21 protein-coding genes and 2 tRNA genes are annotated in these 22772 nt (G+C 59.7%); 13 read left to right on the top strand and 10 right to left on the bottom strand.

Annotated features, from left to right (window positions below):
• Positions 1–20 precede the first annotated feature (20 nt).
• The 3 genes from V6S97_RS12365 (at position 21) to V6S97_RS12355 (ending at position 1442) form a co-directional block, all read left to right on the top strand.
• Positions 21–773, top strand: coding sequence for a DUF3750 domain-containing protein (locus V6S97_RS12365; RefSeq protein WP_174066915.1), 753 nt, complete (start codon positions 21–23; stop codon positions 771–773).
• A gap of 100 nt (positions 774–873) precedes the next feature.
• A complete protein-coding gene (locus tag V6S97_RS12360) occupies positions 874–1146 on the top strand; it encodes a YlcI/YnfO family protein (RefSeq protein WP_003508986.1) in 273 nt (90 codons plus the stop codon).
• Positions 1143–1442, top strand: a complete 300-nt coding sequence (locus tag V6S97_RS12355) for a type II toxin-antitoxin system RelE/ParE family toxin (protein ID WP_003508988.1) — start codon at positions 1143–1145, stop codon at positions 1440–1442. The genes V6S97_RS12360 and V6S97_RS12355 overlap by 4 nt, the downstream gene beginning before the upstream one ends.
• Positions 1443–1445: 3 nt before the next feature.
• Here the strand turns inward: V6S97_RS12355 and betA are convergent, their stop codons facing one another.
• From betA to betI, 3 genes are all read right to left on the bottom strand, one after another.
• The gene (gene betA / locus V6S97_RS12350) at positions 1446–3095 is read right to left on the bottom strand and encodes a choline dehydrogenase (RefSeq protein WP_003508989.1); all 1650 of its coding nucleotides are present in this window, start codon (positions 3093–3095) and stop codon (positions 1446–1448) included.
• 219 nt (positions 3096–3314) lie between these two features.
• Complete coding sequence (gene betB, locus V6S97_RS12345; protein WP_099085583.1) at positions 3315–4796, bottom strand: betaine-aldehyde dehydrogenase; 1482 nt, start codon at positions 4794–4796, stop codon at positions 3315–3317.
• A complete protein-coding gene (gene betI, locus V6S97_RS12340) occupies positions 4793–5428 on the bottom strand; it encodes a transcriptional regulator BetI (RefSeq protein ID WP_003508993.1) in 636 nt (211 codons plus the stop codon). The genes betB and betI overlap by 4 nt, the downstream gene beginning before the upstream one ends.
• 369 nt (positions 5429–5797) lie before the next feature.
• On the opposite strand from betI, the gene V6S97_RS12335 reads away from it, so the two are divergent.
• The 3 genes from V6S97_RS12335 to V6S97_RS12325 all read left to right on the top strand — a co-directional run bounded on the left by V6S97_RS12335 (position 5798) and on the right by V6S97_RS12325 (position 9122).
• Positions 5798–6034: a ribbon-helix-helix domain-containing protein gene (locus V6S97_RS12335; RefSeq protein WP_060723896.1), complete on the top strand. Its 237-nt coding sequence runs from the start codon at positions 5798–5800 to the stop codon at positions 6032–6034.
• Between the two features lie 183 nt (positions 6035–6217).
• The gene (locus V6S97_RS12330; protein WP_003508995.1) at positions 6218–8020 is read left to right on the top strand and encodes a GGDEF domain-containing protein; all 1803 of its coding nucleotides are present in this window, start codon (positions 6218–6220) and stop codon (positions 8018–8020) included.
• Between the two features lie 88 nt (positions 8021–8108).
• The gene (locus tag V6S97_RS12325; RefSeq protein WP_162691848.1) at positions 8109–9122 is read left to right on the top strand and encodes an NAD(P)H-quinone oxidoreductase; all 1014 of its coding nucleotides are present in this window, start codon (positions 8109–8111) and stop codon (positions 9120–9122) included.
• Between the two features lie 517 nt (positions 9123–9639).
• On the opposite strand, the gene V6S97_RS12320 is transcribed toward V6S97_RS12325, so the two are convergent.
• The 5 genes from V6S97_RS12320 to V6S97_RS12300 all read right to left on the bottom strand — a co-directional run bounded on the left by V6S97_RS12320 (position 9640) and on the right by V6S97_RS12300 (position 14574).
• Positions 9640–10680 carry a sulfate/molybdate ABC transporter ATP-binding protein gene (locus tag V6S97_RS12320; RefSeq protein ID WP_099085584.1) on the bottom strand — a complete coding sequence of 347 codons (1041 nt, stop codon included), beginning with the start codon at positions 10678–10680 and terminating at the stop codon, positions 9640–9642.
• Positions 10681–10691: 11 nt separating this feature from the next.
• Entirely contained in the window at positions 10692–11564 is an 873-nt protein-coding gene (gene cysW / locus V6S97_RS12315; protein WP_334426899.1) for a sulfate ABC transporter permease subunit CysW, read from the bottom strand.
• A complete protein-coding gene (gene cysT, locus V6S97_RS12310) occupies positions 11557–12414 on the bottom strand; it encodes a sulfate ABC transporter permease subunit CysT (RefSeq protein ID WP_003509001.1) in 858 nt (285 codons plus the stop codon). The genes cysW and cysT overlap by 8 nt, the downstream gene beginning before the upstream one ends.
• A gap of 198 nt (positions 12415–12612) precedes the next feature.
• Entirely contained in the window at positions 12613–13638 is a 1026-nt protein-coding gene (locus V6S97_RS12305) for a sulfate ABC transporter substrate-binding protein (RefSeq protein WP_003509002.1), read from the bottom strand.
• 495 nt (positions 13639–14133) lie between these two features.
• On the bottom strand, positions 14134–14574 hold the full coding sequence (locus V6S97_RS12300) for an RrF2 family transcriptional regulator (protein ID WP_003509013.1): 441 nt from the start codon (positions 14572–14574) through the stop codon (positions 14134–14136).
• 204 nt (positions 14575–14778) lie between these two features.
• Between V6S97_RS12300 and V6S97_RS12295 the strand changes: the two genes are divergently transcribed.
• From V6S97_RS12295 to cysN, 3 genes are read left to right on the top strand one after another with little or no spacing between them, the layout of a single operon-like run.
• Positions 14779–15561 carry a phosphoadenylyl-sulfate reductase gene (locus V6S97_RS12295; RefSeq protein WP_162692550.1) on the top strand — a complete coding sequence of 261 codons (783 nt, stop codon included), beginning with the start codon at positions 14779–14781 and terminating at the stop codon, positions 15559–15561.
• A gap of 28 nt (positions 15562–15589) precedes the next feature.
• Positions 15590–16543, top strand: a complete 954-nt coding sequence (gene cysD, locus V6S97_RS12290) for a sulfate adenylyltransferase subunit CysD (RefSeq protein WP_045018182.1) — start codon at positions 15590–15592, stop codon at positions 16541–16543.
• Positions 16543–18027 carry a sulfate adenylyltransferase subunit CysN gene (gene cysN / locus V6S97_RS12285; RefSeq protein WP_020812869.1) on the top strand — a complete coding sequence of 495 codons (1485 nt, stop codon included), beginning with the start codon at positions 16543–16545 and terminating at the stop codon, positions 18025–18027. Before cysD ends, cysN begins: the two co-directional genes overlap by 1 nt.
• Positions 18028–18848: 821 nt before the next feature.
• Here the strand turns inward: cysN and V6S97_RS12280 are convergent.
• A tRNA-Pro gene (locus V6S97_RS12280) sits at positions 18849–18925 on the bottom strand.
• Positions 18926–19189: 264 nt separating this feature from the next.
• Here V6S97_RS12280 and V6S97_RS12275 point away from each other — a divergent pair.
• The 4 genes from V6S97_RS12275 (at position 19190) to V6S97_RS12260 (ending at position 22593) form a co-directional block, all read left to right on the top strand.
• Complete coding sequence (locus tag V6S97_RS12275) at positions 19190–19612, top strand: hypothetical protein (RefSeq protein ID WP_003509022.1); 423 nt, start codon at positions 19190–19192, stop codon at positions 19610–19612.
• Between the two features lie 389 nt (positions 19613–20001).
• A complete protein-coding gene (gene mqo / locus V6S97_RS12270) occupies positions 20002–21717 on the top strand; it encodes a malate dehydrogenase (quinone) (RefSeq protein WP_003509024.1) in 1716 nt (571 codons plus the stop codon).
• Positions 21718–22010: 293 nt separating this feature from the next.
• On the top strand, positions 22011–22292 hold the full coding sequence (locus tag V6S97_RS12265; protein WP_334426895.1) for a ribbon-helix-helix domain-containing protein: 282 nt from the start codon (positions 22011–22013) through the stop codon (positions 22290–22292).
• Positions 22282–22593 (top strand): type II toxin-antitoxin system RelE/ParE family toxin, encoded by a 312-nt coding sequence (locus tag V6S97_RS12260; protein ID WP_111784577.1) that lies wholly within the window; start codon positions 22282–22284, stop codon positions 22591–22593. The genes V6S97_RS12265 and V6S97_RS12260 overlap by 11 nt, the downstream gene beginning before the upstream one ends.
• Before the next feature lie 11 nt (positions 22594–22604).
• On the opposite strand, the gene V6S97_RS12255 is transcribed toward V6S97_RS12260, so the two are convergent.
• A tRNA-Gln gene (locus tag V6S97_RS12255) sits at positions 22605–22679 on the bottom strand.
• Positions 22680–22772: the final 93 nt, after the last annotated feature.

The following is a 22772-nucleotide window of genomic DNA, read 5'->3' as shown; positions in this document are numbered from 1 at the left end:
TTCGATGCACGGGGCTGTCAGTGAAATTTGCAAAACGTCTGCTGCTGGCGATTGCCATTATCTATCTGCTGCCGGCACTGGCATCGGCGGGGTTATGGGCCATGAAGGACCATCCGCGCGGCTGGAACGCCGCAAGATGGTCGTCCTCCGGCATGCTGCCGGTGGCGTCGAGCGATGGAGAAGCCGCGGTCTACGTCTTTTCCGCCATGACCGGCGGTTTCAAGGGCTCCGTCGCCAGCCATGCCTGGGTCGTTCTGAAAAAGCCCGGTGCTGCGAGCTATGACCGTTACGACAAGGTGGGCTGGGGTACGCCGATCCGCCACAATGGTTATGCGGCGGACGCCTACTGGTATTCAAACATGCCGCGTCAGGTGGTGGCCATTCACGGCGCGGAAGCGGAAAAGCTGATCCCGAAAATCGAAAAGGCGATTGCCGATTACCCCTATGGTCGGCCGGGCGGCTATCGCATCTATCCCGGCCCCAACTCCAACACCTTCGTCGCCCATGTGCTGCGCAGCGTGCCGGAACTGGGCGTCGTGCTGCCGCCGGACGCGGTGGGGCGTGACTACCTGCCGGACGGTGCGTTTTACCACATCGCCGACGACTGGAAGGATGCGAGCGTTTCGCTGGGCGGGTTGTTCGGTATTTCGGCAGGTGCCCGCAGCGGTTTTGAGGTCAATTTTCTCGGCCTGGTCGCCGGCATCGATTTTGGCCGGCCCGGTGTGAAGATACCGGGGCTTGGTTATTTCGGGGTGGCCGGTCCGGATGTATGACATGGCTGCCCTCCCGACGTTTCCACCCATTTTAAATTTGACTCCATCTAGTAATTAACTCAATCTGCGCATCGCAATTGCAACGCAAAGGAGGCAACCCATGAAAACGGCAACGATCCCTTCGCTGCGGGTGACGGCGGATTTCCGCGAAGCAGCCGAAAGCGTGCTAAAGGACGGCGAGACACTTTCGTCCTTTATTGAAGACTCTGTGCGCAGGCAGGTTGAAATCCGCAAGTCGCAGGCGGAATTCATTGCGCGCGGGTTAGCATCACTCGAAGAGGCGGAACGTACGGGGGTTTATTACACCACCGATGACGTTCTTTCGATGATGCAAAGAAAGCTGGATGCCGCGAAAGCAGCGAAGCGAAAATGACATATTCGCTTCGCTACACCGAAGAAGCGTTCGGTGATTTCGACCGAATCTACGACTTTCTGATCGCCTATGACATCGATGTGGCAGAAAAGGCGATCCACGCGATCAGAACGGGCTTGCAGCTTCTGACCGATTTTCCTTTCAGCTGCCGCAAAGCATCTCAAGAAAATGGCCTGATGCGTGAATTACTCGTCCCTTTCGGCTCGTCCGGCTATATCGTGTTGTTCCGTATCGACGGCCCGGAAACCGTCACCATCGCCGCCGTTCGCCACCAGCGCGAGGACGACTACCATTGATCCTCACCGGTCGCTGACGGCCGCGCGCGGGTTCACCCATGGTTCCTGATTGGAACGCGGCAGCGGGGTCTTGCCGAGAATGTGGTCCGCCGCCTTTTCGCCGGTCATGATCGACGGGCCGTTCAGGTTACCATAGGTCACATGCGGGAAGATGGAGCTGTCGGCAACCCTCAGGCCCTCCACTCCGATGACCCGGCATTCGGGATCGACGACGGCCATCGGGTCGTCCTTGTCACCCATCCGGCAGGTGCCGCAGGGGTGATAGGCGCTTTCCAGATGCTCCCGCAAAAAGGCGTCAATTTCCTCATCCGTCCCGACATTTTCGCCCGGCTGGATTTCGGGCCCGCGAAAATCGTCAAAGGCTTTCTGGCTGAAGATTTCGCGCGTCAGGCGCACGCAATGGCGGAATTTTTCCCAGTCTTCCTGATGGCTCATATAGTTGAAGCGAATGACCGGGTCGTCATGCGGATCGGCGGAGCGCAGGGTGACGTTGCCGCGCGATTTCGACAGGTTGTAGCCCACATGCACCTGAAAACCATGGCTTTTTGCGGCCGCCTTGCCGTCATAGGAAATGGCCACGGGCAGGAAATGATACTGGATATCGGGCTGTTTCAGACCGGGCGCGGAGCGCAGGAAGGCGCAGGCCTCGAACTGGTTGGAGGCGCCAAGCCCGCCTTTCGACAGCAGCCATTGCGCGCCCGCCACGCCCTGCCAAAACCATGGAAGCCAGGAGTAAAGCGAGACCGGCTTGGTGGAGACCTGCTGGAAATAAAACTCCATATGGTCCTGAAGATTTGCGCCGACGCCCGGACGATCCGCCTTCACTTCGATGCCCATGTCTTTCAGATGGGCAGCAGGGCCGATACCCGAAAGCATCAGCAGTTTCGGCGAGTTGAAGGAGGAGGCAGAAAGGATGACCTCGCGATTGGCCGTGATGGTTTCCACCACGCCCTTGCGTTCGATCTCGACACCCACGGCGCGGCCGTTCTCGATGACGATCTTGCGGGCGAAACCATTGACCAGCGTGACGTTGCCGCGCTTCAGCGCCGGCTTCAGATAGGCATTGGCGGCGGACCAGCGGCGGCCATTGTGGATGGTCTGCTCCATCAGGCCGAAACCCTCCTGCTTGGAGCCGTTATAATCGTCCGTCAGTTCAAAGCCCGCCTGCGCGCCCGCCTGAATGAAGGCGTGGAACAGCGGATTGCTGACGGGACCACGCTGCACATGCAGCGGCCCATCCGTGCCGCGCCAGCCTTCCTCGCCGCCATGGCTGTGCTCCATGCGCTTGAAGTAAGGCAGCACATCCGCATAGGCCCAGCCATGCGCGCCAAGCTCTTCCCAGCGGTTGAAATCCTCCGCGTGGCCGCGCACGTAAACGAGGCCGTTGATGGAGGACGAGCCGCCGATGACCTTGCCGCGCGGGGCGGTGATGCGGCGGTTGTCGAGATTGGGTTCGGGCTCGGAGAGATAACCCCAATTGTAGCGCTTCATGCTCATCGGCCACGCGAGTGCGGCGGGCATCTGGATAAAGGGGCCGAAATCGGAACCGCCTGCCTCGATGACGATGACAGAATAACGGCCGTCTTCCGACAGGCGATAGGCGATGGCGGAGCCTGCGGAGCCCGAACCGACGATGACGTAATCTGCCTGCATGATTTGTGCTCTCTCTCAATGGCTCATGTGCGGGTGGGGTTACCCCCCTCTGTCCTGCCGGACATCTCCCCCTCAACGGGGGAGATCGATCTGAGGCCAGGTTTCGCCCTTCTCAAATTTCGAGGGTGAAGTGATACGGCTCGTCTTGCCGATCTCCCCCCTTGAGGGGGAGATGTCCGGCAGGACAGAGGGGGGTAAGCCCCAATCCGCAACGCTGCCTTAATAAGGCGCGTCCACCTTCCCCGTGCTCACATAAACCGTCTTCAGCTCGCTATAATGCTCCAGCGCCGCCGCCGAATTCTCCCGCCCGAACCCGGACTGCTTGGAGCCGCCGAAGGGTATTTCCACCGGGCAGAGATTATAGGTATTGATCCACAGCGTGCCCGCCTCCAGCTGATCCACCACACGGTGGGCGCGGGCGAGATCGGCGGTGAAGACGCCGCCGGCCAGCCCGAATTCGGTTGCGTTGGCGCGGGCGATAACCTCGTCCTCATCGTCGAAATCCAGCACGCACATGACCGGCCCGAAGATTTCCTCGCGGGCGATGGTCATATCGTCGGTCACATCGGCGAACACGGTCGGTTGCACATAAGCGCCCTCGCCCGAGACATTGTTGGGAATGCCGCCGCCGGTGATGAGCGTCGCTCCTTCCGCCTTACCCTTTTCGATATAGGAAAGAACCTTCTCCTGCTGGGCCTTGGAGACCAGCGGGCCGAGATGGGTGGCGTAATCGAGGGGATCGCCGAGGATCATCGCCTCGGTGCGGCTTTTCAGGTTGTCGAGGAAACGCTCCTTCGCCTTTTTCTGCACGAAAACGCGCGTGCCGTTCGAGCAGACCTGGCCGGAGGAATAGAAGTTGCCGAGCATCGCGCCGCCGACGGCGCTTTCGATATCGGCATCGTCGAAGACAATCATCGGCGACTTGCCGCCGAGTTCCATGGTCACATGCTTCAGATGCCCGGCGGCGGCGGCGGCCACCTTGCGGCCGGTCGGCACGGAGCCGGTGAGCGAGACCTTGGCCACTTCGGGGTGGTTGACCAGAAGCGGGCCGGTGTCGCGGTCGCCCTGGATGACGTTGAACAGGCCCTTTGGCAAGCCGGCTTCGATGAGGATTTCGGCAATCTTCAACGCGCCGAGCGGCGTGTTTTCCGAGGGCTTGAAGACCATGGCATTGCCGGCGACCAGCGCGGGCGCGGCCTTCCAGCAGGCGATCTGCTGCGGATAGTTCCAGGCGCCGATGCCGACGCAGACGCCGAGCGGCACACGCTTGGTATAGGCGAAATCACCGCCGAGCGGGATATAATCGCCATTCAGGGCGGACGGCGCGATGCCGCCGAAGAATTCGAAAGCATCGGCGCCGGAGGTTGGGTCGGCGACGATGGTTTCCTGAATGGGCTTGCCCGTATCCAGCGTTTCCAGCGTGGAAAGCGCATCGTTGCGTTCGCGCATGATATCGGCGGCGCGTTTGAGGATGCGGCCGCGCGCCATCGGGCTCATCGCCGCCCATTCCTTCTGCGCGCGTTTGGCCGAGGCGATGGCGCGCTCGACGATGGCAGGTGTCGCCGCATGCAGCCTTGCGATCACTTCGCCGGTGGCCGGGAAGATGCTCTCGAACGGTGTGCCGGTATTATCCTCGACATAGTCCCCGTCGATGAAATGCGAGGCTTTCGGCTGCGCCTTGAGCGGCGTGGCGATGGTCATGTCGAAGTCTCCTTGAGAACGCGGATGGACGGCTTCGGGCGCTGTCCATCGGGAAAAGATTTAAGCTGCATGTCGAAATAATCCTCGACCAGCGCCGGCGCGGAGGCGAGGCCAAGCGGGGCGGAACGCAGGCTGTGCCTGATATAAAGCCCGTCGATCAGGGCCGCCGCCCCTTCCGCGATGCGCGCGGCATCGTCGGGCGGACAAAGCCGGTTGAGGCTGGCCATGAGATTGGAGCGCAGGCGACGGGAATAAAGCACCAGCAGGCGGCGGGTTTCCTCCGAACGCTGCGCCTCGACATAAAAGGCGAGCCATGCCGCCACCGTTTCGGGCGTGAACTGGTCGCTCTGGAAGGAGACATGCACGATGGCGCTCAGCCTTTCACGCGGGCCGGAAGCGCGGGTCAGCGCCGCCACGGCATCGCGCCTCAAGTCACGCAGCAGACTGCGGATGGTTTCCAGAAGAAGCTGCTGCTTGCTGCCGAAATAATGATGCGCGAGCGCGGCCGACACGCCCGCTTCCCGGGCGATATCAGACATTGTCACATTCAGCGAACCATGGTGGCCTATGGTGCGAAGCGCCGCATCCACAAGCGCCTTGCGGCGCAAAGGCTCCATTCCGATCTTGGGCATAGGGGTCTCCTTGACGGATGGCAAATTATTCTTGATTGATCAATCAATCAATAAAAAACGCGCCATTTTATGTCGCTGATTTGCGATGGATCATATTTTCCGCCGCCGGACAGTGATAGTTTCGCAGGCATCGGCCGGTGTGGCGAACCCCATGCTGCCGCCCGGTTCACGGGGGAAAAACTAAACCGTGATATACTGCGAATTGGGAATGGAACGCGTTTCGTGCTAATATCGCTGATGATACAAATTTCGCTGGAAGCGGCGCCAGACGAAAGACGATAAAAACGCCCGCCTAGACCACGACGGCGCCCGATCCGCAAACCGGACATCGAAGGACCGATCGCAGCGTTTAAAGAAGGGAGTGATATCATGCCAATGGTAACAGTATCGATTTCCCCGGAACAGGCAGCAAGAATGCGCGAGGCCGTGAATTGCGGCGCTTACGCATCCGGCAGCGAGGTCGTCAGGGCAGCGCTGAGACTATGGGCGGCCTCCGCTGAACATGGCGTCGGCACCGAGTCCGCAGAGTCTGTCGAGGCAGACCGGGAGCGCATGAACGTCGCGGATCTCTACGCCGCTCACACCGGGCACGTCCGCAGCGCATGAGGCCCGGCGCAACAACCCCACATGCTCATAGGCCTACATGCTTATGGGGTTGTAACAAAACGTTCATCAAAGCTTCACAGTCGTGAAAGCTTTTGTTGACCTGTAATCTGCGATTGTTCGCCGCAAAAGAGACAGGCTCCCCTTACGTTAGCCACATGGGGACCGGCAACAGCGGAGAATAAAATGCAGGCCGTCACGCTGGAGAACGATGTCATCAGGCGTTTTGCCTCCGGGCACATGTTTCCCATGGCCAAGCTGGTGCTCGAAACGGCGTTCCAGCCGATTGTCGAGGCGACGACGGGCACGATCTTCGGTTATGAATCGCTGATGCGCGGCCATGATCGGCTCGGTTTTTCCAATCCGCTGGCGCTTCTCGACCAGGCTGCTGCAGATGGCGAGCTGAAGGCCTTCGAGCAGATGCTGGCAAGCCGGGCGCTCGCAAAATTCTCCACCCTGCCCGATTTTTCCTCCGCCACCCTGTTCCTCAATCTCGATGTACGGCTGATCCCGCATGGCGACGCCATTCTGGACAAGCTCGTCGGCCATCTGGCGCGGGCGGGCATTCCGGCCTCCTCCATCTGCTTTGAACTTTCCGAACGCTTCGACAATACCAGCGTGCCGGAGTTCACGGCGCTGATCGCCCGCATGCGCAAGGAAGGCTTCAAGCTGGCAATCGACGATTTCGGCGCCGGTCACGGCGAGATGAAGCTGCTCTGCGACTTCCCGCTGGATTACCTGAAGATCGACCGGCATTTCATCACCGGCGTCGACCAATTGCCGCGCAAGCAGCACCTTGTGCGCAACATCGTCAACATCGCCCATGTTCTCGGCGTCAGGGTCATTGCGGAAGGCATCGAGACCGAAGCGGAATTTCTGACCTGCCGCGAATTCGGCGTCGATCTGGTGCAGGGCTGGCTGATCGCCAGGCCAACGGTCTTCACCAGCGAATTGCCTGAAAGTTTTCCCCACATCAACCGCATCGGCGTGGCGCGACGCAGCAGCCAGACGCTGGATGAAATTCTCATCCGCCGGGAAATAGAGCGCCTTCCCACCGTCTTCGAGCATGACAGCGTCGACAGCGTCTTCGAACTGTTCCGCAGAAATCCGCAGCAGGCCTTCTTCCCGGTTCTCAACGCCAATGGCGAACCGCGCGGCGTCATCAACGAATATCACCTCAAGGAATATATCTACCGACCCTTCGGCCGCGACCTGCTCAAGAACAAGATCTATGAGCGCACCATTTCCCATTTCGTCGATCCCGCGCCGATCGTCGGCCTCGATGCGGATGCCGACCAGCTGATGAACATGTTCGCCAGCATGGGCGGCAGCGCCTGCATCATCCTCACCGAAAACATGCGTTACGCCGGCATTGTTTCCGCGGCCTCGCTCATCAAGGTCATCAACGAAAAACAGCTGAAGATGGCGCAGGACCAGAACCCGCTGACGGCGCTGCCCGGCAACCGCGCGATTGGCGGCTTCATTGCCGACCGCTGCAGCGACGGCGACGAGTCGCGTTTCTTCTGCTATTGCGACTTCGATAATTTCAAACCCTTCAACGACAAATACGGCTTCAACGCCGGTGACCACGCCATCACCCTGTTTTCGGCTCTGATGCGCCGCTACTTTTTTGCCGGTGATTGTTTCCTCGGCCATATCGGCGGCGACGACTTCTTCATCGGCGTGCGTGACTGGTCGGTAGGAGAACTGACGGAAATCCTAGAGCGGCTGCTCAGCGATTTTCACGACGATGTCGCCGAACTCTATTCGGACGAAGACCGCGCCGCCGGCTGCATGAAAGGCCAGGACCGCCACGGCAACGAGCGTGACTTCGCGCTGCTGCGCTGCTCGATCGGCGTCCTAACCTTGCCGAAGGGGCTGATCATCGCCAATCCCGAGCGTATCGGCAGCGAGATCGCGGGTGTGAAGGCCGCTGCGAAGGAAAATGAAAGCGGCTTCGTCGTCCGGGTGTTCGGCGAGACAAATTGACATCAGCGGCAAAGGGCCACCTTCCCTCGACGGCGCATCTGACCTACATCTTCAGGTGACGCCGACAAGTGAGGAGTTGCCCCTGGCCATGCCCGACACTATGACCCTGCCCGAAAAAATGCGCTTCATCGACCTTCCCTCCCATGGCGGCCCGGAGGTGATGCGCCTTTCGCAAGCGCCTTTGCCGAATCCCGCAAAAGGCGAAATTCTGGTGAAGGTCGAGGCGGCGGGCGTCAACCGCCCCGATGTCGCGCAGCGCCAGGGCACCTATCCGCCGCCGAAGGATGCAAGCCCGATCCTCGGCCTCGAAATCGCCGGCGAGGTGGTCGCTCTCGGTGAAGGCGTCGATGAATTCGCGCTGGGCGACAAGGTCTGCGCGCTCGCCAATGGCGGCGCTTATGCCGAATATTGCACCGTCCCCGCCGGGCAGGCCCTGCCCTTCCCCAAAGGTTACGACGCCGTCAAAGCGGCCGCATTGCCGGAAACCTTCTTCACTGTCTGGGCCAATCTCTTCCAGATGGCAGGCCTTACCGAAGGGGAAAGCGTGCTCATCCACGGCGGCACCAGCGGTATCGGCACGACTGCCATCCAGCTTGCGAAAGCCTTTGGCGCCGAAGTCTATGCCACGGCGGGCTCGGCGGAAAAATGCGAGGCCTGCGTGAAGCTCGGCGCCAAGCGCGGGATCAATTACCGCGAGGAGGATTTCGCCGAGATCGTTAAATCCGAAACCGGCGGCAAGGGCGTCGATGTCGTTCTCGACATGATCGGCGCCGCCTATTTCGAAAAGAACCTTGCGGCACTCGCCAAGGATGGCTGCCTGTCGATCATCGCCTTTCTGGGTGGTGCGACGGCCGATAAGGTCAATCTCACCCCGATCATGGTCAAACGCCTCACCGTCACCGGCTCCACCATGCGCCCCCGCACGGCGGACGAAAAACGCGCCATCCGCGACGACCTTATCGGAGAGGTCTGGCCGCTCATCGAAAGCGGTCAGGTCGCGCCTGTTATCAACCGGGTCTTCACGCTGGACGAGGTTGTGGAAGCGCACCGGCTGATGGAGAGCAGCAATCATATCGGCAAGATCGTGATGCGGGTGTCGTAATGCCCGGGCGCCCGTTATAAGTAACCCCTCTTGCATTACTGACGAATCGTACTACCTTCTAGTTATGTTCAACGTATCGGAAGGAGGTGATCCAATGTCTAATGAGATTTCGGTCTCTGGTGCAGGCAATGGAAAGGGTGTGTTTTCGACGGGGCAGCCCTCGGCGTAAAACATCTTGCCTTCGGAACGTTGAGAAACAGTCCCGGGTCTGTAAACAGGACCAAGCTCATGGAAGGGTCGCTTCGGCGGCCCTTTTCCGTTTCTGGATTGAGACGGGTCAGCGTGGAAATCCGGGCGTGAACTAACGCGGCAAAAGCGGCATTTGATGGCGTTCGCGGTAGCCTCACTCTCCCCGTCATTCCGGCCTTGAGCCGGAATCCAGTCGACGCGCGTCTGCGCGGCGGGGAAGAGTCATTTCAGCCCAAGGACTTGGGCTGGCTGGATACCGGCTCAAGGCCGGTATGACGGAGGAACTGCAGGTCGCAACAAACCGTCAACTGCCTCCGCGATACCTCCCCTACTTCTTCCCGAACACCTTCCACCGCGTCGGACGGAAGCGCAGTTCCGCGCCCACGGCCACGGCGGCGTTGAGTGGCACCTCGATTTCGAGGTGATAGGGCTCGTGGCCGTTATTGGCGATGTCGATTTCGGCGATGCGGGTGCCGGCGAGGCGGCGACAGGTGGTGACCTTGCCGTAAAGCGCGTCCTTCTCCTGCGTCAGCACCACATCTTCCGGACGGAAGAAAAGCTCACCCTCGCCCGTGCCGCTCTCATCGATGCCGATGCTCTCTCCCTGAAACAGTACATGGCCGTCGCGGATCGTTATCGGCAGGCTGGAAGATTCGCCGATAAAGGAGAAGACGAAGGGGGAATTGGGCGTGTCATAAACATCGTCCGCCGTGCCCACCTGTTCGATCTTGCCCTGGCTCATGACGACGACGCGGTCGGCCAGTTCCAGCGCCTCTTCCTGATCGTGGGTCACGAAAACGGTGGTGTGGCCGGTGCGGTCGTGGAATTCACGCAGCCAGCGGCGCAGCTCCTTGCGAACCTTGGCATCGAGCGCGCCGAAAGGTTCATCGAGAAGCAGGACCTTCGGCTCGATGGCGACGGCGCGGGCAAGCGCCACGCGCTGGCGCTGACCGCCGGAAAGCTGTGTGGGGTAACGTTTTTCGAGACCGGAGAGATGCACCATATCGAGAAGCTCGGACACGCGCCTGCGGATTTCCGCTTTCGGCGGGCGCTTGGTGGAGGGACGCACCTTCAGGCCGAAGGCGATGTTCTCCGCCACCGTCATATGGCGGAACAGCGCGTAATGCTGAAAGACGAAACCGACATTACGCTCCTGCACCGTGCGGTGCGAGGCGTCCTCGTCACCGAAGAAGATGTGGCCTTTGGTCGGCTGCTCCAGGCCGGCGATGAGACGCAGCAGCGTCGTCTTGCCGGAACCGGAGGGACCGAGCAGAGCGATCAGCTCGCCGGAACGAATATCGAGCGACACGTCGTTCAGTGCGGGAAAGCGATCGAACTGCTTGGTGATGCCGGAAACTTTCACTTCCATGAATATGCCTTTCAATGCTTGCCGGCTGCGTTGCCCGCGCCAAAGCGTATTTCGAGAATGGTTTTGAGAACGAGCGTCACGAGCGCCAGACCAGCCAGCAGCGTCGCCACCGCAAAGGCCGCACCCATATTGTACTCATTATAGAGTATCTCGACATGCAGCGGCATGGTGTTGGTCTCGCCGCGAATATGGCCCGATACCACCGAGACGGCGCCGAACTCGCCCATGGCGCGGGCGTTGCAGAGCAGCACCCCGTAGAGCAGGCCCCATTTCATGTTCGGCAGCGTGACATACCAGAAGGTCTGCCAGCCGGTTGCGCCGAGCGAAATCGCCGCCTCCTCGTCGCCATTGCCCTGCTCCTGCATCAGCGGGATCAATTCGCGCGCAACGAAAGGAAAGGTGACGAAGATGGTGGCCAGCACGATGCCCGGCACCGCAAAGAGGATCTCGATGCCGAAACTCTTCAGCCATGGCCCCAGCACGCTGTGCGAGGAAAACAGGATGACATAGACAAGGCCCGATATGACCGGCGAGATCGAAAACGGCAGGTCGATGAGCGTGATCAGGAACGCCTTGCCCTTGAATTCGAATTTCGCAATCGCCCAGGCGGCGGCAACCCCGAAGATCAGGTTGAGCGGCACCGAAATGGCGGCGACGAGCAGTGTCAGGCGGATGGCGGAGAGCGCATCCGGTTCGACGATCGCCTCCCAGAAGCTTTCCGCGCCCTTGCGGAAGGCTTCGAAGAATACCGATATCAGCGGCAGGACCAGAAATGCAGCGAGGAACACAAAGGCTATCGCGAGCAATGCCAGCCGGGCGGGAAAACTCTCACTGGCGGGGTCGCGGAACGGCCGGGGGGACGTGCGGGGAGCGGTCTCAGACATAACCGTACCTCTTGCGGCTCCAGGCCTGAATGAGATTGATGAGGAACAGCATGGCAAACGAGATGATCAGCATGATGGTGGCGATGCCGGTCGCGGCCGCATAATTGAACTCCTCCAGCCGGATGACGATGAGGAGCGGCGCGATTTCCGAGACGTAAGGAATATTGCCGGCGATGAAGATGACCGAACCATATTCCCCGACACCGCGCGCGAAGGCGAGCGCAAAACCCGTAAGGATCGCCGGCGTGAGGCTCGGCAGCAGAACGCGGGTAATGGTCTGGAAACGGTTGGCGCCAAGCGTGGCCGCCACTTCCTCCACCTGACGGTCGATCTCTTCCATGACCGGCTGCACGGTGCGGACCACAAAAGGCAGGCCGATGAAGATCAGCGCAATGACGATGCCGGTCGGCGTAAAGGCGATCTTGATGCCGAAGGGTTCGAACAGCGAACCGACCCAGCCGCGATTGGCATAAAGCGTGGTGAGCGCGATACCGGCCACTGCCGTCGGCAGGGCAAAGGGCAGATCGACGATGGCATCGACAAATCGGCGGCCGGGAAAACGGTAACGGGTCAGAACCCAGGCGACGATGACGCCGAAAACCGCGTTGACCAGTGCCGCCAGAAACGCCGTACCGAAGCTGACGCGCAGTGCATTCAGCGTGCGGCTATCGGTGGCAATCGCAATGAAATCTGAAAAACCCAGTTTCGCCGTGGACCAGATAAGGCCGCCCAGCGGAATAAGAATGATGAGAAACAGATAGGTCACTGTGTAACCAAGCGTCAGGCCGAAGCCCGGTATGACGCTCGACTGCCGCCATTTCCACCTGTTTCCGGATGTATTATTGCTCATCAAGGCTCCGGATAATCTTTGTTTTGGCGCATTTCCGGAGAGAAAACCGGGGTCCACTTTTCCTGGAAATGCTCTCTGGGAGCCGGTGTTCCCCGGCGTTTATTATAAAGGATCGACCGGCACGGTGTCCGGTCGATCCAGCTGCTGTTTTTCAACGTCCCTTGCGGGCGGGCTGTTTCTCGTCAGCCCATCATCCGCTTACTTTGCGGGCTTGTAAATCTGGTCGAAGATGCCGCCATCACCGAAATGTTCCGGCTGCGCCTTGGCCCAACCGCCAAACTGCGGGTCGTCAATGGTGACGAGCTTGATGTCGGGCAGCTGCTTCAGCAGATCCTTGGAGACCACGGCGGGGTTGGACGGACGGTAGAAGTGTTTCGCCGCAATATTCTGGCCCTCGTCGGAATAGAGATATTGCAGATAGGCTTCCGCTGCCTTGCGTGTTCCCTTGGCGTCGACATTGGCGTCAACCACGGCGACCGGCGGTTCGGCAAGGATCGAGATCGGCGGCACGACGATATCGAAGGCGTCAGCACCGAATTCCTGGCCGGCGAGATAGGCTTCGTTTTCCCAGGCCAGCAGCACGTCACCGATCTGGCGCTGTGCGAAGGTCACCGTGGAGCCGCGGGCGCCGGTATCGAGAACGGGAGCGCGCTTGTAGAGCTCGCCGACATAGGCCTTTATCTTGTCCTTGTCGCCCTTGAATTCCTCATTGGCCCAGGCCCAGGCTGCGAGATAGTTCCAGCGGGCGCCGCCCGAGGTCTTCGGGTTCGGCGTGACGATCTGGATGTCGCCCTTCACCAGATCGCCCCAGTTATGAATGCCTTTGGGGTTACCCTTGCGCACCAGGAACACGATGGTCGAGGTATAAGGCGAGGAATTATGCGGCAGGCGGGTGCGCCAGTCCTTGTTGATCTTGCCGGAGTTCTGGACGATGGCGTCGATATCGCTCTGCAGCGCCAGCGTCACCACGTCGGCCTCAAGGCCGTCGATAACCGAGCGCGCCTGCTTGCCGGAACCACCATGCGACTGCTGGATGGTGACGTCCTCACCCGTATCGGCCTTCCACTTCTTGGCGAAGGCTTCGTTGAAATCCTTGTAGAGTTCACGGGTCGGATCGTAGGACACGTTGAGCAGCTTGGTCTGCGCGGCGGCCGAGCCAGCGCCGCCAAGTGCCAGTGAAAGGCTAAGCGCAACAACGCTCAAACCGGACAGAAGCTTGGACATCGGTATTCCCTCCTGATTGCGATGGCTTAACTCTACCGGTTGAGTAGAGTTGGTCAATGAGGCCGAATACGATCGAAAAAGTGTTTCCCGAGAGCGTTTTCCCGGGCAACAAATACAGCGCAGCATAAGCGAAAGGCGCAACAAGCGTCGTGTAAAACTTTTCTGAATGCAAAAGCATTTCACATTTTTGACGATTTTTTGCCGCGATAGCGAAAAATATTATGGGGTTTTAGACGATTTTTTCGTCTGAGCGGTATGAGGGGAGGGGGGACATGCGGCGTCCACCAGTCCATCGGCATGGCAGGCTCAAGCTCCCGGCGGTCGCGACGCACCCCTCCCACCCTCATTCCTGTGCTTGTCACAGGAATCCAGCCAGCCCAAGTCCTTGGGCTGAGAAGAGTCTTTTCGCCGCGCAGACGCGCATCGACTGGTTTCCTGTGACAAGCACAGGAATGAGGGTGGAGGGACCGTACTGCACACCTATTGCGCCGATGGCTAAGCCGTCAAAAGCTCGGGCACTTCAACACCGGCCACGGCATCGGCGACAGTGGTGTTGAACAGGATGTTGCGGGTGGCATCGGCCACACGGGCGAAGACGTGGCGTATCTCGCACTGCTTCTCGCCATCGCAATCCTCGCAGCGGCGATAGGCGGTCTGCGAGAGGCAGGGCAAGGGGGCAAGCGGCCCGTCGATCAGGCGCAGCACCTCGCCGAAGGTGATGTCCGAGGCCGGGCGCGCAAGGAGATAACCGCCCTGCTTGCCACGCCTGCTTTCGACAATGCGTTCCTTCTTCATTTCGAGAAGGATCTGTTCCAGAAACTTTTTCGGAATGGCCTGTTCACGAGCAATATCGGAAATCTGCACAGGACAGCCGCCGTCGGCCTTGGCCAGCGAAAGGAGCGCCCTCAGCGCATATTTTGCCTTCTGCGAAATCATCTTAAAACCAGTAGACCACAAGCCCGGGAACCCGGCAATTCCGGCTTAGCGCAGAAGTTGTCACAATTCAAATCCAAGCTGCAAAGAAGGTGAACGGGCATCTTTTGCTCATACTCCGTGCACGTGAGGCATTTTTGCTCTCAAGTGCAGCGCACAAAGACTGTCATTTCTGTTCCGGAGGCCGGATTTCAACAATAATCGGCCATGGAAATCCCGGACGTGACAATGACGATCAATTCAGCAAATGCCTCTGCCGATACCGCATCCCTAGACGCCACGCTTGCCGGGCTCGATCTTGCGGGACGACTTTCCTTTATCGCCGGTCTTGGCGGCCGTGCGGTCTTCACCACCAGCCTCGGCATCGAGGACCAGGTCATCACGTCGGCCATCGGCACCCACCGGTTGCCGATCGACGTCGTGACGCTGGAAACCGGCCGGCTCTTCAAGGAAACCGTCGATCTCATCGAGGAAACCGAGGAGCGCTTCGGCATCGACATCCGTCGCTTTCGGCCCGAACAGGACGATATCGACGCCTATGCCGAAAAATACGGCCTCAACGGTTTTTACGAAAGCATCGAGGCCCGTCACGCCTGCTGTCATGTCAGAAAGCTGATTCCGCTTGGTAAGGCGCTGGAAGGTGCCACCTTCTGGATCACCGGGCTCCGCCGCGGCCAGTCGGGCAATCGTGCGACCACACCTTTTGCCGAATTCGACGCTGAGCGTAATCTGATCAAGGTCAATGCCTTGGCGGACTGGGACATCGACCAGATCAAAGCCTATGTCGCTTCTGAAAACATTCCCGTCAATCCGTTGCATGCGCGTGGTTACCCCTCCATCGGCTGCGAGCCGTGTACACGCGCTATCAAGCCCGGCGAGCCTGAGCGCGCCGGACGATGGTGGTGGGAAAACGACGAGAAGCGCGAATGCGGTCTTCACGTCGCCGGTGCGGAACAGACACCCGCCGTTTCCGCCATCCCGCAACGATAATCATTCAGTACATTTTCCGGAGTTCACAATGTCCAACGCAGTCCACGAGACGGACAGCAAGAATACTGTCGCATCCAAGCCGCCGCTCGATCCCCATCTGAAGGCGCTTGAAAACGAAGCCATTCACATCTTCCGCGAAGTTGCCGCCGAATTCGACAATCCCGTGATGCTGTATTCCATCGGCAAGGATAGTTCCGTGCTGCTGCACTTGGCGCGCAAGGCCTTCTTCCCCGGCCGCGTGCCCTTCCCGCTGCTGCACGTCAATACGGGCTGGAAGTTCAAGGAAATGATCGAATTCCGCGACAAGATCGTCAAGGAATATGATCTCGACCTGATCTCCTACACCAATCCGCGCGGCGAGACGGAAAACGTGACGCCCTTCTCCCACGGATCGGCGCTCTACACCGACATCATGAAGACCGAAGCGCTGCGTCAGGCACTCGATGCCGGCCAGTTCGACGCGGCCTTCGGTGGCGCACGCCGCGACGAGGAAGCAAGCCGCGCCAAGGAGCGCATCTATTCCTTCCGCACGCCCGACCACAAATGGGACCCGCGCAACCAGCGCCCGGAACTGTGGAACATCTATAACGGCATGGTCCGCAAGGGCGAGAGCGTTCGCGCCTTCCCGCTCTCCAACTGGACCGAGGTCGATATCTGGCGTTACATCGAAGCGGAAAACATTCCGCTGGTGCCGCTCTATTACGCTGCCGAGCGTCCTTACATCGAGCGCGACGGCATGATGATCCTCGCCGAAGACGAGCGCCTTGAACTGCTGCCCGGCGAAGAGGTTCAGCACGGCTCGATCCGCTTCCGCACGCTCGGCTGCTTCCCGCTGACCGGCGCGATCCGTTCCGAAGCCGCAACGCTTCAGGAGGTTATCGCCGAGCTGGAAATCGCCACGGTTTCCGAACGGCAGGGCCGCGCGATCGACCGCGACCAGTCCGGTTCCATGGAGAAAAAGAAGCGCGAGGGGTATTTCTGATGAGCGCCGCAGCCGCCAACACCCCCTCCTCTTCCGCTACCATCCTGCCCTTTGCAGAACATTCGAAGGCGGCGCGCGATACGCGCCCGCTGCGGCTCATCACCTGCGGCAGCGTGGATGACGGCAAGTCGACCCTGATCGGCCGTCTTCTCTGGGACACCAAGGCCGTCAAGGAAGATCAGGCCGCCACCCTGCACCGCGACAGCGGCAAGCAGAACGATCTCGGCCTGCCCGATTTCGCGCTGCTGCTGGACGGTCTTCAGGCGGAGCGCGAACAGGGCATCACCATCGATGTCGCCTATCGTTATTTCGCCACCGACCGGCGCGCCTTCATCGTGGCCGACACGCCCGGCCACGAGCAATATACCCGCAACATGGCAACCGGCGCTTCCACGGCCGATCTCGCCGTGCTGCTGGTCGATGCGCGCACCGGCATTCTGGAACAGACACGCCGCCACGCCACCATTGCGGCGCTGATGGGCATCCGGCAGTTCGTGCTGGCCGTCAACAAGATCGACCTGACACATTACGACAAGGCCGGTTTCGAGCTGATCGCCCACGAATTCCGCGAGTTCGCTTCCAACCTCGGCATCAAGCAGATCACGGCAATACCGATGTCAGCGCTGAAGGGCGAAAATGTCGTTCTGTCAGGCAAGGCCGCCATGCCCTGGTATGAAGGCCCGACGCTGGTGGAAACGCTGGAACTTGCAACCGTTCGCTCCGCGCAGTCGGGCGGCTTCCGTCTGCCCGTACAGCGCGTGTCGCGCCCCGGCGAGAGCTTCCGCGGTTATCAGGGCACGGTTGCCGGCGGCTCGGTGAAGCCGGGCGACAGCGTCGTCATCCTGCCGTCAGGCATGGTCGCGAACGTCAAGCAGATCGTGACTTTCGATCTGGTGCGCAATGCGGCCGTCGCCGGTGACGCCGTCACGCTCGTGCTCGACCGTCAGGTGGACGTGTCGCGCGGCGACATGATCGTCTCCATCGAGGCGCAGCCGCAGACGGGTCTTGCCTTCGACGCGCAGATCGTCGCGTTGCAGCCGGGCGGCATCGAAGCGGGCAAGCGCTACTGGCTGAAAAGCGGCAGCCGCCGCCAGCGTGTCAGCGTCCAGCCCGTCAGCCAGCTCAACCTCAAGGAAGGCGAATGGCAGGCGCATGAGACCTCGCTGCCGATGAACGCCATCGGCAAGGTGCGGCTTTCCTTCGACGAGACGGCGATCTTCGATGCCTACGAACAGAACCGCTCAACCGGCTCGTTCATCCTGATCGACCCCGACACCAACAACACGGTGGCGGGCGGCATGATTGCCGGCAAGCGGAGCGTCGGCGCGACGGAAGAACAGGGTGACCGCGTGATTCTCTCGCTGCCCGCCGATCTCGCGGAAAAGCTGCTGGCGAGCGAACTCCTGGCAAGACACCGCGACGAAATCGACATCCGCCGCACGGACGCTGCCACAGCCTCGCGGCTGATCGGCGACCTCAGCTGACAGGCACGGGCATGGACAAACAAAAAGGCGACCGTCAGAACGGTCGCCTTTTTAGTTTGAGAGGTTCTTCCGTGTAAAAGACTTGGGATCAGTTTAAAACACGAACATATAAAGCAGAATAATCACCACGACCGGAACGCCCATAGCCCACAGTGCAATACCCTTCAGCATGTTATCCTCCATTGTTGTATGGTTAGATAACGGCTGAGGCGGCTTTCCGATCCATGTTGCTATCCTGATTTTTACGGGTTGTTTCTCGGCCACGCAGAAAGCCGTTTGTTCATTCGACGTTCATGCGCAAAAGGCGAATTTGCATGCGGTCGCTCCGCCAAGCGGCCCAACAGAGGCTCGTTGTTTGAAAAAACAGCGGGCCTCTTTTTTGATCGCGATAAGTTGATCATGTCGATGGCCCCGAAATTCAGGGCTCGTGACTGTCATGGATAACTTCTTGGATTGTGGACGAGAATTGACGCTTCTAAGACGGTCCGTGTCGCGCGTCCCCTGAAACAAGGCCGCGACATTGAGGCCTGGCGCTTGGCGGAGCGACGGGCCTCTTTTGTTCGGGCGCGCGGCTGAGGCGACGGTGCGGTTTCACATCTGCGAGCAGGAAACGCTCTCCGCCCCTAAGCAGACACCAATTGAAGAACGGGAGTTTGAAGGCGCCTATCCGCATCTGTGCCCTGATTTTCAGGCAAGAGCGACGGATGCATTCCAACCGGTTCTGATTTAACAGCGACGGTTTCGGTGCAAGGCTTTGACCTTGAGATTTTCAGGAAGTATCGGGATGAGTTGCAAGCCGCTGTATCTATTGGGCTTCAAGCTGGTCGGAGTGAGAGGATTCGAACCTCCGACCCCGTCGTCCCGAACGACGTGCGCTACCAGACTGCGCTACACTCCGTGACCAGCGGCGCTTCTATAGACCAGCCTCCGGCATTCGACAAGCGGCTTATTGCATTTTTTATGACAAGTTTTTCCCATCCGTTGAAACAGCCCTGCCAAGCGCCTGCGGCACCGGCTGGAAGGCCTCAAAACGTTACAAAAAAGCAATTGTGGCAGGAAATTTTCGTCAAGCCGCCCACCTCCCCTGCCCCCCGTCGCCAAATCTGCTAGGGGAACGGAATGACCGGCGGGAAGCCGGACACGGCACAAAGGACATTTCACCATGCTATCTCGCAGCGTAACGCTCGCAGCGTTTGCCATTGCGCTCTCGGCCTGCACCACCTCCACGGGCGGCTCCACTCCCTCCTTCACCCAGAAGAGCCCCGTTGAGACCCGCTGGGTCGGCCAGTCCGCAGGTATTTTCTTCGCAAAATTCGGCCCACCGCTGAGCGACACGGAAACCGGCAGCTCCACGGTCTATAACTGGCGCGGCGGCTACAAGAAGGCCACCATTCCGGCCAGGTTCGAAGAGGGCAAGGATGGCAAGAAGGGTCGTCAGATCTCGCCGGCCCGCACCGCGTCGCTCTCCTGCACCGTGCAGCTCGTCGTTTCCAGCGACTACAAGATCACCGCCGTGCGCACCGTCTCCGACCGCCCCGGCGTCAACGGCCCAAGCTATTGCGCGGAATTCCTCGCCGCAAACTGATCTTCGGTCATAAACCGAACGCACCAAGGCCCGCCCGAACCGGCGGGCCTTTTCACTTTTTCGGGATTTCTGTCATTTTTCTGAAAAAAAATTCGGCCCGCAGCGGCATTGCGCCAGCCGTGATGGCCGGCAAGGTGCAGCCGGGCGGGCTTTTTGCGATATCGGGCGCAGAGAACCCTTTCAACCGTTTGAAAGCATCGCCTAATCTTCACCGCCCTAAAAATGACGATCCGCAAATGTGCAAAATTCGCCGGCGCGACCATATGTCCCGGCCAGATCCCTGCAAAAACGCTTGAACTGGAGTGAATGAGTCCGGGTTGTGCCGATTTGCGCTTTGCTGTAACGGGGCGATCGGGAGGAATGTTTTTAACACAAAACAAGAATCAGGTATGGCCGTGACTCCCATCGATCAAGACAAATCCCAGCTCACTGATCTCTCCAATGCATTTCCGCTGAACCGCCGACAGGTTCTGGGCGGTGCGCTCGCCGGAATTGCCGCAGCGGCGCTGCCCTCTTCTCCGCTTCTCGCCAATACGGCCGCCAAGAAGGTCGATGTGCTTTTGATCGGCGGCGGCATCATGAGCGCGACGCTCGGTGTTTGGCTGCGCGAACTGGAGCCCACCTGGTCGATGCAGATGCTGGAACGGCTGGACGGCGTGGCGCTTGAAAGCTCGAACGGCTGGAACAATGCCGGCACCGGCCACTCCGCGCTTGCCGAGCTCAACTACACGCCGGAAGACGACAACGGCAACATCAAGATCACCCAGGCCGTCAACATCAACGAATCCTTCCAGATTTCCCGGCAGTTCTGGGCCTGGCAGGTGCGCAACGGCGTCTTGAAGAACCCGCGCTCCTTCATCAACCACACGCCGCATATGAGCTTTGTCTGGGGTGACGAGAACGTCGCCTATCTGGAAAAGCGCTATCAGGCTCTCAAAGCCAGCCCGCTTTTCGCCGGTATGGAATTCTCCACCGATCCCGAGCAGATCAAGAAGTGGGTGCCGCTGATGATGGAAGGCCGCGATCCTTCCCAGAAGATCGGCGCGACCTGGTCGCCGCTCGGCACCGACATGGAATTCGGCGAAATCACCCGCCAGTTCGTATCGCATCTGCAGAGCGACCAGAATTTCGACCTTCAGGTCAATAGCGAGGTTTCCGACATTCAGCGCAATGCCGATGGCAGCTGGCGCGTGACCTACACCAACACCAAGACCGATGCCGAACAGGTGGTGGACGCGAAATTCGTATTCATCGGCGCCGGCGGCGGTGCGTTGCATCTGTTGCAGATGTCCGGCATTCCCGAAGCGGACGATTATGCCGGTTTCCCGGTGGGCGGCTCGTTCCTCATCAACGAAAACCCTGACGTGACGATGCAGCATCTGGCCAAGGCCTATGGCAAGGCTTCGGTCGGCTCGCCGCCCATGTCGGTGCCGCATCTCGATACCCGTGTGCTGGGTGGCAAGCGCGTCATCCTGTTCGGACCCTTCGCCACCTTCTCCACCAAGTTCCTGAAGGAAGGCTCCTATTTCGACCTCGTCTCCTCGGTCACCACAAGCAATGCCTGGCCGATGGTGCGGGTGGGCATCGACGAATATCCGCTGGTGGAGTATCTCGCCGGCCAGCTGATGATGTCGGATGACGACCGTTTTGCCGCGCTGAAGGAATATTTCCCGAATGCCAAGCAGGGCGAATGGCGCCTGTGGCAGGCCGGCCAGCGCGTGCAGATCATCAAGCGCGACGAAGAAAAGGGCGGCGTGCTGAGGCTCGGCACCGAAGTCGTCGCCGCAGGGGATGGCAGCATCGCCGGCCTGCTCGGCGCTTCGCCGGGCGCTTCCACCGCAGCACCGATCATGCTCAGCGTTCTCGAAAAGGTCTTCAAGGACAAGGTGGCAACGCCGGAATGGCAGACGAAGCTTCGCCAGATCGTGCCGAGCTACGGCACCAAGCTCAATGACGACCCGGAAAAGGTGCAGCAGGAATGGGCCTACACCGCCGAACACCTGCAGCTGCCGACCCCGCCGCAGATCGATCTTGAGGCGCTGAAGGGCGCCGGTGCAGCACCTGCGGGTGCGCCGGTGAAGAAGGTGCCGGATATCGCGCTTTAAGGCTTAGCTGCGATTTTCGAATTAGAACGCCGCGTATCTCCGGATATGCGGCGTTTTTGTTCTACTCCGCCCGCCCCCTCATCCTCGGCCTTGTGCCGAGAATCTGCCACGCTCAATAAAATCAATCCCTCGCAGATGCTCGGCACAAGCCCGAGCATGACGAAGGAGAGGTTTTCCGGCCTCCCGGCATCCGGTGCACACCAATCCATTGCCATTGAAGGCGTCGAAAAACATCTCGCGTCAAAAACCATTTGGTAGTAATAATTCCTACCAAATATCCATGGAGAAATGACATGGCCAACGTTGAAAAGATCAGCGTTTCGGTGACGTCCCAGCACGCCGAAATATTGCGCGACGCCGTGGAAAGCGGTGCTTATGCCAGCAGCAGCGAAGTTATCCGTGAAGCGATGCGAGACTGGTCGGCAAAATGGGTTCAACGACGCGACGACATCGCCAAGCTGCGCGCGTTGTGGAGCGAGGGCAAAGCCAGTGGCGGTTCAACCGAAATGGATTTTGACGAGATGCTCAATGAAGCGCGTGCAGAACTGGCTTCATTGAAAAATCGTGACCATTAAGCTTGTCTGGACGCCCCGCGCACGCAGCGATGTGAAGAAAATATATGTCGATATCGGCAAGTCGCAGCCCTTGGCCGCGGAGCGATATTTTGCTCGATTCCGCGCTAAAGCGGAGAGTCTGATTGACCATCCTCATCTGGGCGAACGCCACCCGGAAATTTTTCCATCTGCCCGCATGCTCATCGAGGCACCTTACGTCATTCTCTACGAAACCGTGCCGGATACCAATGGCGACGAAATACGTTCCGTCGAAATCGTTCGCGTGATCGATGGCCGCAGGGACTTGAGAACGTTGTTCTGACTTGGAATAGATGGCTGGGGCGCCAGGATTCGAACCTGGGAATGCCGGTACCAAAAACCGGTGCCTTACCGCTTGGCGACGCCCCAACAGGGCAGTGAAGCGAAACGCCGCTGCCCGAACCGGGCCTGATTATCAAAGCCTGCCCGGCCCGGCAATGACCCGGCGACCGATTTTTTCAC

This window comes from Agrobacterium sp. CCNWLW155, from assembly GCF_036888815.1.
Classification (GTDB): domain Bacteria; phylum Pseudomonadota; class Alphaproteobacteria; order Rhizobiales; family Rhizobiaceae; genus Agrobacterium; species Agrobacterium radiobacter.
The sequence above is the reverse complement of the archived record's forward strand: the minus strand, read 5'-3'. Positions and strand labels throughout refer to the sequence as shown.

Bases quoted from the DNA above. Each gene is read 5' to 3' on its own strand.
- V6S97_RS12360 (WP_003508986.1), top strand. From the start codon at position 874: ATGAAAACGGCAACGATCCCTTCGCTGCGGGTGACGGCGGATTTCCGC.
- V6S97_RS12355 (WP_003508988.1), top strand. From the start codon at position 1,143: ATGACATATTCGCTTCGCTACACCGAAGAAGCGTTCGGTGATTTCGAC.
- betA (WP_003508989.1), bottom strand. From the start codon at position 3,095: ATGCAGGCAGATTACGTCATCGTCGGTTCGGGCTCCGCAGGCTCCGCC.
- betB (WP_099085583.1), bottom strand. From the start codon at position 4,796: ATGACCATCGCCACGCCGCTCAAGGCGCAGCCGAAAGCCTCGCATTTC.
- betI (WP_003508993.1), bottom strand. From the start codon at position 5,428: ATGCCCAAGATCGGAATGGAGCCTTTGCGCCGCAAGGCGCTTGTGGAT.
- V6S97_RS12335 (WP_060723896.1), top strand. From the start codon at position 5,798: ATGCCAATGGTAACAGTATCGATTTCCCCGGAACAGGCAGCAAGAATG.
- V6S97_RS12330 (WP_003508995.1), top strand. From the start codon at position 6,218: ATGCAGGCCGTCACGCTGGAGAACGATGTCATCAGGCGTTTTGCCTCC.
- V6S97_RS12325 (WP_162691848.1), top strand. From the start codon at position 8,109: ATGCCCGACACTATGACCCTGCCCGAAAAAATGCGCTTCATCGACCTT.
- V6S97_RS12320 (WP_099085584.1), bottom strand. From the start codon at position 10,680: ATGGAAGTGAAAGTTTCCGGCATCACCAAGCAGTTCGATCGCTTTCCC.
- cysW (WP_334426899.1), bottom strand. From the start codon at position 11,564: ATGTCTGAGACCGCTCCCCGCACGTCCCCCCGGCCGTTCCGCGACCCC.
- cysT (WP_003509001.1), bottom strand. From the start codon at position 12,414: ATGAGCAATAATACATCCGGAAACAGGTGGAAATGGCGGCAGTCGAGC.
- V6S97_RS12305 (WP_003509002.1), bottom strand. From the start codon at position 13,638: ATGTCCAAGCTTCTGTCCGGTTTGAGCGTTGTTGCGCTTAGCCTTTCA.
- V6S97_RS12300 (WP_003509013.1), bottom strand. From the start codon at position 14,574: ATGATTTCGCAGAAGGCAAAATATGCGCTGAGGGCGCTCCTTTCGCTG.
- V6S97_RS12295 (WP_162692550.1), top strand. From the start codon at position 14,779: ATGGAAATCCCGGACGTGACAATGACGATCAATTCAGCAAATGCCTCT.
- cysD (WP_045018182.1), top strand. From the start codon at position 15,590: ATGTCCAACGCAGTCCACGAGACGGACAGCAAGAATACTGTCGCATCC.
- cysN (WP_020812869.1), top strand. From the start codon at position 16,543: ATGAGCGCCGCAGCCGCCAACACCCCCTCCTCTTCCGCTACCATCCTG.
- V6S97_RS12275 (WP_003509022.1), top strand. From the start codon at position 19,190: ATGCTATCTCGCAGCGTAACGCTCGCAGCGTTTGCCATTGCGCTCTCG.
- mqo (WP_003509024.1), top strand. From the start codon at position 20,002: ATGGCCGTGACTCCCATCGATCAAGACAAATCCCAGCTCACTGATCTC.
- V6S97_RS12265 (WP_334426895.1), top strand. From the start codon at position 22,011: ATGGCCAACGTTGAAAAGATCAGCGTTTCGGTGACGTCCCAGCACGCC.